This window comes from Anaerophaga thermohalophila str. Valhall (genome assembly GCF_000250735.1).
GTDB lineage: Bacteria > Bacteroidota > Bacteroidia > Bacteroidales > Marinilabiliaceae > Anaerophaga > Anaerophaga thermohalophila_A.
In genome coordinates this window covers 38255-53459 of record NZ_AHZV01000366.1, presented here as the reverse complement: position 1 = coordinate 53459, position 15205 = coordinate 38255, and the positions used below count along the sequence as shown (strand labels likewise).

Here is a 15205-nt window from a genome sequence, read left to right as displayed (position 1 = left end):
CAGGTTAAATCTTTCAATCTAATAATCTAATGATCTAATCAAATATTTGTGATTTACGAGAATTTTGTTGAATTTTATTCGACATATCAAACCTTAAAAGGAGATGATTATGAAAAACAAAATGAAAAAAGTATTGAATCTGACCGTCGCTGCTGCCCTTACTCTGGCAGTAGTTTCATGTGCAGGTGATCAGCAGAAAAAAGAAGTTTTTATTCCTTATCCTAACTGGTCGGAAGGAATTGCAATGACCCACCTGGCTAAAGCATTCCTCGATAAGCAGGGATACGATGTGGAAATTAAGCCCATTGAGCCGGGTCCAATCTATGCTTCTCTTTCTAAAGGTGATGCCGATGTCTTTTTGGATGCATGGTTGCCTTACACTCATGCTGAGTATTGGGAACGTTTCGGAGAGCAGATTGATCATATTGGTACTGCTTTCCCGGGAGGTACTACCGGACTGGTTGTGCCAAGTTATGTCACCATCGACTCCATTACTCAAATGAATGATCATGTCGACAAGTTTAACGGAGAGATCATCGGCATTGGGAGTGGCGCCGGTATTCATAAAAATACCCTCAAGGCCATTGAAGAATACGACCTCGACTTTAAGCAGGTAACTTCTTCTGGTACAGCTATGGTTGCCGCTCTTGAAAAGGCCGTAGATGCTAACGAGTGGGTAGTTATTACCGGGTGGAAACCCCACTTTAAGTGGGCACGCTACGATATCAAATATCTGGAGGATCCTAAAGGTATCTATCCCACCGATGAGATGAGAATTTTGGCCCGCCAAGGATTTACCGAAGATTTTCCAAAACTCGCCAAATTCTTTAAGAACTTTCAGTTTGAAGAAAATAAGCTTTACGAGTTAATGGATGCTGTTGAAAATGCAGATGATCCGCTTCAAGGAGCCGAACAGTTCTACCAGAACAACAAAGCTTTGGTTGACGGCTGGTGGCCGGCCGAGGAGTAAAAAATATTTTATTTTTAAGGATCAGAAAAGGACTGGCGAATGCCGGTCCTTTTTTTTGGCTAACCTGGTATCTGCACAGAGATTATCTGGGAAGCATTACCTGTATTTCCAATCAAAGTGGTAACTTAGAAGCAGAGTACAGTTATACGGCCTGGGGGCAGCTTCGCAATCCTGCCAATTGGCAAACGTATGCCATAGGAAGTGAACCCGAACTTATGTTTGGTCGCGGCTATACCGGGCATGAACATTTATTGGCCTTCGGCCTGATAAATATGAATGCTCGACTATATGATCCGGCCCTTGGTCGTTTTCTTAGTCCCGACCCTTATGTTCAGGCACCGGATTTTACGCAGAATTTTAACCGGTATAGTTATGCGTTGAATAACCCGCTGGTTTATACGGATCCGGATGGGGAGTTCTTTTTTACTGCCTTGTGTGCAATAATTCCTGGAGCTCAGTTTTTACTCCCTATTGCAATTGGTGCAGATATTGGAGCAATTACTGGAGGAATTAGGGGGGCAAATTCAGAAGTCGGTTTTTGGGGAGGAGCATTGAAAGGTGCTGCTGTTGGTGCTGTTGGGGGTGCTTTATCAATGATCGGTGGTGCAGGTATGACATTCGGAGCAAATTTTGCCTTAGGAACAGCAGAGGGTGCTGTAACAGGTGGATTAGATGCAGTAATTTGGGGGAATGACATAGGAGAAGGTCTGTTGTGGGGGGCAGCGACTGGAGCTTTATTTACAACACTTACTTCCGAAAATTTTAGTAACTTGACAAAAGGTGAAGGTTTTCGTACAAATGAGAATGTTTTCAATAGAATGATGGATAAAGGAATGAATAAGCAGGCAATTCTTAATTATTTTGGATTTGAAGGTACGTACACGGGAACTACCAGTGGTCCCAATTATGTAAATGGTGGTGGCAAAGGAAAAAGCTTTTTAGGTAGTACTAATCCCCAAACAGGAGCCATTGAATATGGAGACCTTGCATTTGACACGTATGATAAATTAAAAATGACTTATAACAAAGAAATGTATCATAGTTTACGAGTAAAAAGGGGAATTCCTTTAGAAACTCAAAATACTACACTGGGTAAGCATACAAAATATTTTCCAGAAGAAAGATTAGGGTTTATAGATGCATATAAAAACCAAGGATTATATCCTTCCCATGGGACTAATTTGATGAGTAATATTAACTATTATCAATTACAATCATTAAAACTAAGCTCATCACAATATTTTAGCTCTAAGTGGTGGCATTTTATTTATAAAATCCCAAGAAGATGGTAAGAGTTGTTATACTGACATTAATGCTGTTTGTTAATGCCCTTGTTAATGCACAGACAGACTCTTTAGATTGTGATAAGTCTTTCGAGTATTATGATGATTTATTTGGAGAGAGTTTAATTGTTGTCTGGGATACTCCTCCTTCCATAAGAGAATGTTCCCTGAAAAATATTAGTGCTTTAAAAGAGTTAGTAAAAAAGCATACTCATTATTCGTATATTTTTGTTGATTTGATAATTAACCCTAAAGGAGCTCCTATTTGTTTTAGATTTAAACAAAAACTAAGGCCGGAGATAAAGGCAATTTTTATTGAAGAACTGAAGAAGCTTCATTTTAAGCCAGCAAAACAGAAAGAAAAAGAGGTTGAATCAATTTATATGTTAAGGATATAATAGCTTAAGTTTCCCATGACTGTAAGCCTTGTAGAAAAGGTGAAAAAGCAGTGGTTTTTATTGGGTAATTTGCTGTTTTGGAGTAGTTACAAAACAAAAAAAATGGTAAAAGAATCTCAGGCTATACCGGGCATGAACATTTATTGGCCTTCGGCCTGATAAATATGTTCAGTGAGGCCTTTGGTTTTGCTCCAAAGCAAAACTATTAGCCGAACTAATCCCGATAGCGACAACGGAGTGTATCGGGAAATGCTCGACTATATGATCCGGCCCTTGGTCGTTTTCTTAGTCCCGACCCTTATGTTCAGGCACCGGATTTTACGCAGAATTTTAACAGGTATAGTTATGCGTTGAATAACCCGCTGATTTATACGGATCCGGATGGGGAGTTCTTTTTTACTGCCTTCTTAGGTCCTGTTGGAGCGATAATTGATGCAGCTTGTTGGGGAGCTGTAATTGGAGGTGCAGGCTATACTGCAAGTGTCGCTTTTAGTGATGGAGGCTTTAATAACTGGAATTGGGGTCAATTTTGGAACTCAGTTGGTGTTGGCGCAATTTCAGGGGCTGTCACAGGGGGTGTTGGCCAAATGTTTGGCCCAGTTGGAAGTATGGGTTTTGGAGGAGAAATAGCCAGAGCATATACACATGGTTTTGCACAAGGTATGATATCAGAAGCATTTGGTGGTGATTTCATGACCGGTTTTGCTGCTGGTGGATTAGGTTCTTTAGGAGGTTCTGCTTTTATGATGTATGGAGGAAAGTTCGCAAGTAGTTCGGCAGGTACATATTCTTTCTCGGGTTTGGCAGGAGGATTAGGGTCTGAATTGACGGGGGGCAGCTTTTGGGAAGGTGCAGCTATTGGCGTAATGAATGCTGGGTTAAATCACCTGCAAGCGATGGTGGGAGAAGCTGGCGCAAGATACTATGCGAATAAAAAAGCCGGGTATAGCGATATGTGGAATAATTCATTTGAAAATGGAATTCCCACCAGAGAAGTTTCTGCCTGGGAGCTTGAAAATGGTGATTTGATTATGTTGCCATATGATAAGAATGGGTTGGATTATAGTGATAATAGAGCATTGAAAGTATTCAGTACTAAGTCCGGAAAGAAGTATGTGAGTTTTAATGGTAAAACTTATGCGATTAAAACACATGCACATACACATCCCCGAGCAGCGAATGGTATTGGACTACTCAATAATCCTAAATCAGCAGATGTTAGAATGTTTAATTTTATGGGTAAAAAACCAATTCATATTTTATATAACCATAAAGTTTACTCAGCGATGTATTGGGGCGGTGAGTGGAACTGGAAAACAATTGGAAGATGGTAAAAAAGGTAATAGGAATACTAATATTTATACTGGTAAGTGGTTCTTTTTATTGTCAGGATTTGAAAATGAAAAGTGAATTTGGGTTAGAATTAACTAATCAAGAGCTTATTGCTCAAATCAGGTTGTATCAAAAAACTGTTAAAGTACCATCAGTAAAGAATAAATTTGTTGTTGTATATTGTAAGAAAATTGACAATACTATTAATGAATATTCATTAATCTATTGTATTGACGTTAACAGGTTGCTTTTAGATCCCCCACAAGTATTTTTTACAATAGATGATCAATTAGTAGGTTTTATTTTTGAAGGTGTTGATTGTTTTGCATTAACTAAAAGCTCTTTAATATCAATAATGCAAAGTTACTTACCTGAAGATTATGAATATTATTTAAAATTCAACGATTTTCCACCTCCAATAACTGCAAGGGATGAAATATGGAAGTTAAGATTTAAGGATGGTAAATTAATAGAAAAACAAGTAATTGGAAACTAAATTTAAAGAATTGATTTGAACGGATTTGATATTCCCCTTTCCGAATAGATTTATTCAAGGAATTCACAAAACCATTAGCTTGGGAGGAACTCGGATATTTTGGTGCTGCTGCTGGTGCTTTAGGGGCTGGTGTTGGAGTTGGAATACAAACAGCCAGTGCAGGTGCTTCTTTTTGGGCTGGTTTTGTAGGTTCTTCACAGGGAATATCTACGATATTATCCGTGGGCTATACAAGTAGTTTTATGACAGGAGCCGCAGTTGGTGCCGGTGCAGGTTTTGCAGGAGGTTTTACCACTGGTTTTGGAAACGGTTTAATGGAAGGAAAATCTTTTGGTGATGCACTCGGAAGTGGATTAAAAACCGGTGGATGGGGTGCTTTGACTGGAGGGTTAATTGGTGGCGTTGCAGGAGGAATTGAGGCTGTAAGAGATGGAAGAAATTTTTTGGATGGTTCTCATGTCTATAAATCACCCGTTAATAATAATATTAATAATATTGGAACCCAGAATGGAGAATGCGCATTAATATGTTTTGAGGAATTTAGCGATTCTTATGGTATGGATCAATATGATTATAATTATTGGTTTAATGAAAATGGAAATAAACTTGGGGTAAAACCAAAAATTGATATTAAGAATTAAACAAAAAAGCCCGGCAAGTCCGGGCTTTTTTATTCCAACAAACTTTGCAATTCGTTTCCTGTTTTTTCGTTTTTTAGAAGAAAAGTATCTCCCTCTACCTGTATTCATTCCAGCTCTTAATAGGGATATCACTAATATCCATTTTGCAGAAAGCATAGATAAAGGCACTTGCCAACCGGGCATTGGTGATGAGCGGGATGTTAAAATCGACGGCATTTCTTCGAATCCGGTAGCCGTTTCGAAGTTCGCCTTTGCTCAGGTTTTTGGGGATGTTGACAACCAGGTCGATTTTCTTTTCCCTGATATAGTCCAGGGTATTAGGTTTCATGTCGGGTTCGTCGGGCCAGTGTAGCATGGTCGATTTGATACCGTTTTCTTTGAAGAATTTGTGAGTCCCGGCTGTTGCAAAAATATTGTATCCTTTTTCAACCAGCATTTTCGCGCTTTGAAGCATTTCCACTTTGCTCCTTAGCGGACCGGATGAAATAAGAATGTTCTTTTTCGGGATATTATATCCTACTGCCAGCATGGATTGTAATACCGCGTCGTAGTAGTTGTCGCCGATACAGCCAACTTCCCCTGTCGAGGCCATGTCAACACCAAGCACCGGGTCGGCATTGAGCAAGCGGGCAAATGAAAACTGAGGGGCTTTAATACCTACATAATCGAGTTCGAAGATGCTTTTAGCAGGCCGTTCGACAGGCATACCAAGCATTACTCTCGTAGCGATATCGATAAGGTTTATCTTCAGAACTTTTGAGACAAAAGGAAAACTGCGGGAGGCTCTTAAATTACATTCTATAACTTTTATGTCATTGTCTTTGGCCAGCAACTGCATATTGAAGGGCCCCGAAATATTCAGAGCTGCAGCGATCTGTCGCGCTATCCTTTTTACACGACGGATGGTTTCGATATAGAGCTTTTGCGGGGGGAATACAATGGTTGCATCTCCCGAGTGAACACCGGCGAATTCGATGTGCTCGGAAATGGCATAGGCAATCATCTCACCGTTTTTGGCCACAGCATCGATCTCAATCTCTTTGGCCTGTTCTATAAATTCCGATACAACTACAGGATGTTGTTTGGACACATTGGCAGCCAGTTCCAGAAAATGCTCCAGTTCTTCTTCGTTGGAAACAACATTCATGGCTGCTCCCGACAATACATAGGATGGGCGAACCAGAACCGGATACCCTACTTCGCGGATGAAAGCATAAATATCTTCAATAGAAGTAAGCTCATTCCACCGGGGCTGGTCGATTTTCAAATCATCCAGCAACGATGAGAATTTCTGACGGTTTTCGGCACGGTCGATGTCTTCGGGCGATGTTCCCAGGATAGGAACATTGGTTTTATGCAACCGCATGGCCAGATTATTGGGGATTTGTCCGCCTACCGATACAATAACGCCTCTGGGGCTTTCAAGATCGGTAATATCAAGAACCCGTTCCAGCGTTAATTCATCAAAAAAGAGCCGGTCGCATACGTCGTAATCCGTACTTACGGTTTCGGGATTGTAATTGATCATCACCGAACGGTATTTTTGTTTGTTGATGGTGTCAATGGCATTTACACTACACCAGTCAAATTCGACGCTGGAACCTATCCGGTATGCCCCCGAGCCCAAAACAACAACCGAACGGCCGTCCTTTTCAAATTCCACATCGTGGTATTCGCCATTATAGGTGAGGTATAGATAATTGATTTGGGCAGGAAATTCACCGGCCATGGTGTCAATTTGTTTGACGACAGGCAGGATGTTACGTTTCTTTCTGTACTCACGTACTTTCAGGAGACTTTCTTCCATCTTGTCGTCATCAGGATTGAGGACGACACGGGCAATCTGGAAATCGGAATAGCCCATCTGTTTAGCTTTAAGCAGCGTTTCATCCGGGATGCTTTCGATAGAATCATATTTGGAAAGCTCGTTTTTCAGATCGGTGATGTTTTTTAGTTTGTCCAGAAACCATTTGTCAATTTTTGTGAGGTCATGGATTTCTTCAACCGTAGATCCGTTCTGAAGCGACTCTGAAATGGCAAATATGCGTTGGTCGGTAGGTTCGGCAAGTTCTGTTTCCAACACGATATCTTTAAGCGGATGATTGGCAACAAAACCGTGCATCCCTTGTCCCACCATTCGTAATCCTTTTTGAATCGACTCTTCAAAGGTTCGACCGATGGCCATGATTTCGCCCACACTTTTCATACTCGACCCTATTTGTTTGGAGACGCCCGTGAATTTGTTCAGGTCCCATCGCGGTATTTTGCAGACAATATAATCGAGTGCAGGTTCAAAAAATGCAGGTGTTGTTTTGGTTATAGAGTTTTTCAGTTCGAACAGGCCATAACCCAGTCCAAGCTTGGCAGCCACAAAAGCCAGAGGATAGCCGGTAGCCTTGGATGCAAGTGCACTGGAACGCGACAGGCGGGCATTTACCTCAATGACTCTGTAGTCCTCTGAGTAAGGGTCAAGAGCGTATTGAACGTTGCATTCGCCAACCACTCCAATATGCCTGATGATCTTTATGGCAAGTTCCCTTAATTTATGGTATTCCGAGTTGCTTAGTGTTTGAGAAGGTGCAACAACGATGCTTTCACCTGTGTGAATTCCGAGCGGATCGAAGTTCTCCATGTTACATACGGTGATGCAATTGTTGTAGCTGTCACGCACCACTTCGTATTCCACTTCTTTCCAACCTTTGAGAGATTCCTCGACCAATATTTGTTTGGAGTATGACAGCGCATTGTCGGCCCGTTTGATGAGTTCTTCCTCGTTGGCACAGAAGCCGCTTCCCATACCACCAAGAGTATAGGCAGCCCTGATGATGATGGGATACCCCATTTTGTCGGCGGCTTTAACGGCATCCTGAACCGAAGTTACAGCCACACTTTTGGGCGTTTTAACGTTGATTTCGGCCAGTTTGCCGGCAAAAATTTCCCGGTCTTCAGTATCGATGATAGCCTGTATTGGTGTGCCAAGAACTTCAAGGTTGTATTTCTTCAGTATTCCCTGCTCGAAAAGCTGAATCCCGCAGTTCAGTGCTGTCTGACCGCCAAAAGCGAGCAGAATACCTTCGGGCTTTTCCTTTTTAATGACTTGTTCAACGAAATATGGTGTGACCGGTAGAAAGTATATCTTGTCTGCAATTTTTTCCGAGGTCTGAACCGTGGCGATGTTGGGATTGATAAGAACGGTCTCTATACCTTCTTCTTTTAGTGCTTTCAGTGCTTGCGAACCGGAATAATCAAACTCACCTGCTTCTCCGATTTTCAGGGCTCCCGAACCCAGGATAACCGCTTTCTTAATGTGCTTCTTCATTGATTGATTGTTTTTTAATGCAAAAAATGGCTTGCTTGTTCTCCGGGTTGCAAAGGTACATTATTCTTTGATAATGGCCATAATCTTCCTTGGTATTTTTGTATATTTTTTGAATATATTTTTCTGAAATGATTTTTAGAGAAAATTTTTGTTTTTCTTGACTGACAAATGTCCTGCCACTGTTTCAGGTGCTTTTAAAAGAAAATAAATAATGCAAAAAAAGTGGATAAATTTTGGGGATTTATGAAATTTGAATAATTTTGCAATCAATATTGAATAATTATTCCCTGATAGGAATTGGTTAATAACAAGAACTGAACATTCCTTTTATGTATTTAAGGCATGAGGGGGTGTCTTTTCATTTTTCGATATGAAGGTAAAGACGCAAAGATTGAATGTCATCAGGCAGCTGATTTCAAACCACAGGGTGGGGAGTCAGGAAGAGCTGCTCAACTTACTCGAAACCGAAGGTTTTTCGACAACTCAGGCTACGCTTTCACGCGATCTTAAGGCATTGAAAGTAGCCAAACGGCCCGATATAGAGGGAGGATATGCTTATGTTCTGCCGGAAGACGATGATCAGCGTGGAGAAGACGAGAACGGAGATGTATTTCCCGTTAGCGGACTGGAATCAATTGAGTTTTCCGGGAATATGGCGGTTCTGAAAACACGGCCCGGATTTGCCAACAGTATCGCTTCGGTCATCGATAATCATGCTCCTTTTGAGGTGCTGGGAACAATCGCGGGAGATGACACCATACTTCTTATCAGTAAGGAAGGGGTATCGCGGCCCGATGTTATCAATGCCCTTTCTTTGTTTATGCCGGGACTGAAAAAGAAATTATTGTAAGTATTGTTTGACAATACTTTAAACAATAGTCAGTTAAATAGTGTCTGTCCATAAAGTACCATTTGCTGTGTTACGCTTGCCGCCAAAATACTCATTTACGAAAAGTAAACTGCGTTTTTGGCGGCTTCGCAAGCCTTGTAAATGACACTTTCTGAACAGACACATGATAAGTAAAAAAACTTTCCCGACTTTATAGACGGGCACTAAATAAAAGCCTAAACGCAGAGACGCAATGACGCAAAGTTTTTATTATGAGAGGTAGAGACGCCCAAATTGGGCATCTTTACCTTACCAGATATCTGTAAAAGTTTAATGGAGTATTGATATAAAATATCTAACAATATAGTTTTAATGGCACAGGCACAGGGAAATAATATAAAAATACAGATTGCTTCTGAGGAGCATTTGCCTTATGTGGATACCATTCTGGAGACCATTGCGGAAGCTGCCAAGATTAGGGGAACAGGAATAGCCCGCAGAAGTCCTGATTATATCCGCAACAAAATTATTGAGGGGAAGGCCATTATTGCGCTAAATGGTGATGAGTTTGCCGGATTCTGCTACATAGAATCGTGGGGACACGAGAAGTTTGTAGCAAATTCGGGATTAATTGTCGTGGATAAATTTCGCGGCCAGGGGCTTGCAAAGAAAATCAAGCGGCAGGCTTTCGAACTCTCCCGCAAAAGATACCCAAATGCTAAGATATTTGGGCTTACAACAGGTCTTGCCGTGATGAAAATCAACTCGGAGCTTGGATACAAACCGGTTACTTTTTCGGAATTGACCGACGATGATGAGTTTTGGAAAGGCTGCCAAAGTTGTGTAAATTATGATATCCTGATGCGCACCAATCGCAAACATTGCCTTTGCACCGGAATGCTTTTTGACCCGGCAAAAGATGCAAAGCCGGAACCCATTCCTCAAAAGCGGCTGAGTGTGTACGGCAGATGGTTGAAATTTAAGCAGTTTGTGTTCTTAAAGTCGAACAAAAACAAGCCATCCGATGGGAAAAAAAATTTGCTGAAAAGCCTGTTTACTGTTCTCTTCGCCTGATTCATCAGGTTTTGGAGGGCCGGCTTTGCGGGTAGTTTTTAGATGGCAATAGTCCGTTAAAATAACTTAAGTAAATTATATACTAATGAAACGAGCATGACAAGGTTTGCCTTAACAGATCATTAGATTTTTAGATATAAGATGAAATGAACATAAATAGTACGTGTCAATAAACTCGCAAAAATTTTCTCAATATGGGTGTCTGTTCAGAAAGTGTCGGTTGCAAGGCTTGCGAAGCCGCCAAAACCGGAGTTTACTAATCGTAAATGAGGATTTGGGCGGCGAGCGTAACACAGCAAATGGTACATTATGGACAGACACTAATGAAACGAGTTCCGGTTTACCGGGATGAGTTCCATTCGACCTTGAAAAATAAATTTTAAACTAATGAACAACAAAGTAGTACTGGCCTTTAGTGGCGGACTGGATACATCGTTTTGCGTTAAATACCTCAAAGAGGAGAAGGGACTGGAAGTTTATTCGGCAATTGCCAACACAGGCGGCTTTTCGGATGACGAACTCGAAGAGATAGAAAAAGGTGCACGGCATCTGGGCGTGGCCGATCACGTTACCCTGGATGTGACCGGACTTTATTACCGGAACTGCATCCGTTATATGGTTTTCGGAAATGTACTCAAGAATAATACCTATCCGCTTTCGGTTTCGTCGGAGCGTATTTTCCAGGCTATGGCCATTGTAGATTATGCGCGAAAAATTGGTGCCCGGTATATCGCACACGGAAGTACCGGGGCCGGAAATGATCAGATTCGTTTTGATCTGACTTTTCAGATAATGGCACCGGAAATTGAAATACTGACTCCTATTCGTGATCTGACTTTGTCGCGTGATGAGGAGATTGAATACCTGAAAAAGAGAGGGGTTAATAAGGACTGGACCAAAATGGCCTATTCCATCAATAAAGGGATATGGGGCACCAGCGTGGGAGGTAAAGAAACGCTTACTACCGACCAGGCTCTTCCAGATGATGCCTACCCAAGCCGGCTAAGGAAAGAAGGAAGCGAAGAAATGATACTTTCCTTTGAAAAAGGAGAGCTGAAGTCGGTTAATGGTGAGACGTTTGACAATCCTGTCGATGCCATTCGCAAGGTTGAGTCTTTAGGGGGCTCTTATGCTATTGGACGCGACATACATGTGGGCGATACTATTATAGGGATAAAAGGACGCGTTGGGTTTGAAGCAGCAGCACCGCTGATGATTATTAAGGCGCATCATTTGCTTGAGAAACATACGCTTACCAAATGGCAGTTATATTGGAAAGAGCAGCTGGGTAACTGGTACGGTATGTTGCTTCATGAGGCTCAATACCTTGAACCGGTGATGCGGGATATTGAAGCATTCCTGGAACATTCGCAAGCCAATGTTTCGGGCGACGTTATTCTGAAACTTCATCCTTACCGCTTTGAATTGATTGGCATTCGTTCGCCACACGATCTGATGAGCAGTGGATTCGGCGATTACGGTGAAGTGAACAGAGAGTGGGATGGTAATGATGTAAAAGGATTTACTAAGCTGATGAGCAATTATCTGAAAATATTTAATAAAGTCAACGGATTTGATGTGGAGACTGGTGTTAAAGATTAAATCTGACCGGTTGTGAAAGTTTTTATGAATTTATAGACGAGCACAAAACAAAAGATTATTAGATTATTAGATATAAGATGTTTCGTTCAACTTTGATATACTTTAATTAGTGCCTGTCTATAAACTCGCAAAAATTTTTACAATATGTGTGTCTGTTCAGAAAGTACCAGTTGCAAGGCTTGCGAAGCCGCCAAAACCGGAGTTTACTAATCGTAAATGAGGATTTTGGCGGCAAGCGTAACACAGCAAATGGTACTTTATGGACAGACACTAATAAATAAATTTTTTGATACAAATCATTCAATAGCAGTGTATTGCAATAGTTTAACGAAGTATTGACAAAATATCCTGATTAAAAAAATGATAAAAACAGGCATAGTAGGTGGAGCCGGGTATACAGCCGGAGAACTTGTCCGTATTTTACTGGGGCATCCTTCGGCAGAGATTGTATGGATTAATAGCAGCAGTAATGCAGGGAATAAAGTGTTCGATGTTCATACCGACCTGCTTGGCGACACCAATCTGGAATTTTGCGAGAGGATGGATTTCGAAGCTGTAGATGTAATTTTTCTATGTATGGGGCATGGTCGATCAGCAACCTTTATGAAAGAGCATACCCTGCCGGATCATTTGAAAGTGATTGACCTGAGCAATGATTTCAGGCTGGACAGGCAAAACAATGAGTTTGTCTACGGCCTGCCCGAGGTTAACCGGCCAAAAATAAAAGATTGCCGGTATCTGGCTAATCCGGGTTGTTTTGCAACCTCCATTCAGTTGGCATTGCTTCCCCTTGCAGCCAGTCATCTGCTTGATGAGATACATGTACATGCCATTACCGGTTCTACAGGTGCAGGACAGGCACCGTCGGGTACCACCCATTTTAGCTGGCGAAATGGCAATGTTTCGGTATACAGGGCCTTTGGTCATCAGCATCTTAATGAAATGAACGAGACCATGAAAGAACTGATGCCTGGCTTTAATGAAGCCTTCAATTTTATTCCTGTCAGGGGAAATTTTTCCCGGGGAATTCTGGCTTCGGTTTATTTGAATTGCCCGATAGGTGAGACTGAAGCAATTGATTTGTTCGGGAAATTTTACAGTACTCATCCATTTGTTACAATATCGACAAAACCTGTTGATGTAAAGCAGGTGGTTAATACCAATAAATGTTTGTTACATGTGAAAAAGTATGGCAGTAAACTCCATGTGGTAAGTGTTATTGACAATCTTACCAAAGGTGCATCGGGGCAGGCTGTTCAAAATATGAATCTGATGTTTGGTCTGGACGAACAGGAGGGGCTACGACTGAAGCCAGTGGCTTTTTGAGATAGATAAAGGGTTGTTTTTTTACGGTTTAAATTTAGGTGTTCATTTTTTTCAATCCCACTCCCTCCTGTTTGTTTGTCGCTGTGCTCAGATGAGTACAGCGACATTTCCGGGCCATTTATAACCGAAAAAAAAAGCAGGCAAAGTTTACCAGTGCTGAAAGTAAATATTATTAAACGATAAGAGTAATGGAGTTGTTCGATGTTTATCCGCTGATGGACGTGATCCCCGTTTCGGCTAATGGTTGTTACATTACCGACGATCGGGGTTTTGAATATCTGGATTTGTACGGAGGTCATGCTGTGATCTCCATAGGCCATTCACATCCGCATTATGTCCGGCGCATTAAAGAACAGCTCGACCGTATAGGGTTTTATTCCAATTCTGTCATTAACCCGTTACAGAAGGAACTGGCCAAAAAACTTGGTGAAATATCCGGGCTCGAAGATTATCGTCTGTTCCTTTGCAACAGTGGGGCCGAAGCCAACGAAAATGCTTTGAAGCTGGCTTCTTTTGCCACAGGAAAACGTCGTGTCATTGCTTTTTCGAGAGCCTTTCACGGAAGAACCTCGGCAGCAGTGGGAGTAACCGATAACGATAATATTCGCGCAGCATTAAATCGTGGACAGGATGTTACTTTTATTCCTCTTAATGATATTGGGGCTGTTGAGAAAGAGTTGCAAAAAGGTGACGTTTGTGCTGTTATAGTAGAGGGCATTCAGGGAATCGGGGGAATACGCATCCCCGAGATTTCATTCTTGCAAAACCTACAGGTGTTGTGTGATAAAGCAGGATGTAAGCTCATTCTGGATGAGATTCAGTCGGGATACGGACGGAGTGGAAAGTTTTTTGCATTTCAGGAAGCAAATATTGAACCAGATATAGTAACTGTAGCCAAAGGAATGGCCAATGGTTTTCCGATGGGCGGTGTTCTGATCAAACCAGATATTGAAGCCCGGCACGGGATGCTCGGCGCCACATTTGGTGGTAATTACCTTGCCTGTGCCGCCGGGTTGGCTGTGCTCGAGGTCATTGAATCCGAAGATTTGATCATTAACGCCGATGTCACCGGAAAATTTCTTTTGTCAGAGCTCCGGAAAATCAGTGGTATAAAAGAGGTTCGCGGCCGCGGACTGATGATCGGGATGGAATTTGACTCACCGGTAAATGAGCTCAGGAAAACACTCTTAAAGGATGAGTACATATTTACCGGCGTTTCTTCCACCAATATCATCCGGCTTCTTCCGCCGCTAAGCCTTACGCAAAAGGAGGCTAATGTTTTTATTAAGGCTCTGAGGCGTCTTTTGGCTCCCTAAACCCTTGAATTATGGTTGAATCATACTGGAATGAAGAATGGAAAGAAATCCCTTTCGAAAAAGGGGCCCTGCGGAAACGTTATGCTGTTTCGAATTACGGCCGTGTCGTCAGCTATTGTACCGACGATATGAGTGATGCTGCTTTTGTTAAAGGGGGCACACTTAAAGGATATAAGACCTTACCCCTTCGACCTTTTGGACGTTCGCGAACCTACTATGTGCATAAGCTGGTGGCTGAGCAATTTATCGGCAAAGATTCTGATGACCAGAAGTATGTGATTCACCTGGATTACAACAAATGCAATAACTTTGTTGAAAATTTGTGCTGGGCCAATAAAAAGGATATGTTTGAGCATCAGCAAAAAAATCCTACCGTTGTGGAAGGGCGCAAACGCCTGAAGGAAAACCGGCGGAGTGAAGGGGGCAAACTTACCGACACGCAGGTGATGTTGCTTAAAAAAAGAATATCGGACCCGCGCCGTAAAACCCGTCTGAAAATTATTGCCCGTCAGTTCGGGATAAGCGAAATTCAGTTGCACAGGATCAAACGTGGTGAAAACTGGGCGCATATTCAAGTTAATGAACCGGAAGTCGCCGGAGACAAAAAATAAAGACATTC

General features: G+C 41.9%; 12 protein-coding genes and 1 pseudogene. 12 read left to right on the top strand and 1 reads right to left on the bottom strand.

Annotated elements, in window-relative coordinates; translation table 11 throughout:
- Positions 1-109 precede the first annotated feature (109 nt).
- The 6 genes and pseudogenes from OQ5_RS0119635 to OQ5_RS22145 all read left to right on the top strand — a co-directional run bounded on the left by OQ5_RS0119635 (position 110) and on the right by OQ5_RS22145 (position 5120).
- The gene (locus OQ5_RS0119635; protein ID WP_016779129.1) at positions 110-970 is read left to right on the top strand and encodes a glycine betaine ABC transporter substrate-binding protein; all 861 of its coding nucleotides are present in this window, start codon (positions 110-112) and stop codon (positions 968-970) included.
- Positions 952-2262 (top strand): RHS repeat domain-containing protein, encoded by a 1311-nt coding sequence (locus OQ5_RS22920; protein WP_016779128.1) that lies wholly within the window; start codon positions 952-954, stop codon positions 2260-2262. Before OQ5_RS0119635 ends, OQ5_RS22920 begins: the two co-directional genes overlap by 19 nt.
- Positions 2256-2651, top strand: a complete 396-nt coding sequence (locus tag OQ5_RS0119625; RefSeq protein WP_016779127.1) for a hypothetical protein — start codon at positions 2256-2258, stop codon at positions 2649-2651. Before OQ5_RS22920 ends, OQ5_RS0119625 begins: the two co-directional genes overlap by 7 nt.
- Positions 2652-2911: 260 nt before the next feature.
- A pseudogene (locus OQ5_RS23980) lies at positions 2912-3985 on the top strand (RHS repeat-associated core domain-containing protein); the annotation flags it as partial.
- Positions 3979-4479: a hypothetical protein gene (locus OQ5_RS0119610; RefSeq protein ID WP_016779124.1), complete on the top strand. Its 501-nt coding sequence runs from the start codon at positions 3979-3981 to the stop codon at positions 4477-4479. The pseudogene OQ5_RS23980 and the gene OQ5_RS0119610, both read left to right, overlap by 7 nt.
- A 242-nt stretch (positions 4480-4721) precedes the next feature.
- Positions 4722-5120 carry a hypothetical protein gene (locus tag OQ5_RS22145; RefSeq protein WP_016779123.1) on the top strand — a complete coding sequence of 133 codons (399 nt, stop codon included), beginning with the start codon at positions 4722-4724 and terminating at the stop codon, positions 5118-5120.
- Between the two features lie 94 nt (positions 5121-5214).
- Here OQ5_RS22145 and carB read toward each other — a convergent pair whose 3' ends face one another.
- A complete protein-coding gene (gene carB / locus OQ5_RS0119600; protein ID WP_016779122.1) occupies positions 5215-8439 on the bottom strand; it encodes a carbamoyl-phosphate synthase (glutamine-hydrolyzing) large subunit in 3225 nt (1074 codons plus the stop codon).
- 370 nt (positions 8440-8809) lie between these two features.
- On the opposite strand from carB, the gene OQ5_RS0119595 reads away from it, so the two are divergent.
- From OQ5_RS0119595 to OQ5_RS0119570, 6 genes are all read left to right on the top strand, one after another.
- Complete coding sequence (locus tag OQ5_RS0119595) at positions 8810-9289, top strand: arginine repressor (RefSeq protein WP_026055417.1); 480 nt, start codon at positions 8810-8812, stop codon at positions 9287-9289.
- Between the two features lie 351 nt (positions 9290-9640).
- On the top strand, positions 9641-10342 hold the full coding sequence (locus OQ5_RS0119590) for a GNAT family N-acetyltransferase (RefSeq protein WP_016779120.1): 702 nt from the start codon (positions 9641-9643) through the stop codon (positions 10340-10342).
- 387 nt (positions 10343-10729) lie between these two features.
- A complete protein-coding gene (locus tag OQ5_RS0119585; protein ID WP_016779119.1) occupies positions 10730-11944 on the top strand; it encodes an argininosuccinate synthase in 1215 nt (404 codons plus the stop codon).
- Between the two features lie 360 nt (positions 11945-12304).
- Complete coding sequence (argC, locus tag OQ5_RS0119580) at positions 12305-13270, top strand: N-acetyl-gamma-glutamyl-phosphate reductase (protein ID WP_016779118.1); 966 nt, start codon at positions 12305-12307, stop codon at positions 13268-13270.
- 188 nt (positions 13271-13458) lie between these two features.
- Entirely contained in the window at positions 13459-14586 is a 1128-nt protein-coding gene (locus OQ5_RS0119575) for an aspartate aminotransferase family protein (RefSeq protein ID WP_016779117.1), read from the top strand.
- A gap of 11 nt (positions 14587-14597) precedes the next feature.
- The gene (locus tag OQ5_RS0119570) at positions 14598-15197 is read left to right on the top strand and encodes an HNH endonuclease (protein ID WP_016779116.1); all 600 of its coding nucleotides are present in this window, start codon (positions 14598-14600) and stop codon (positions 15195-15197) included.
- Positions 15198-15205 lie beyond the last annotated feature (8 nt).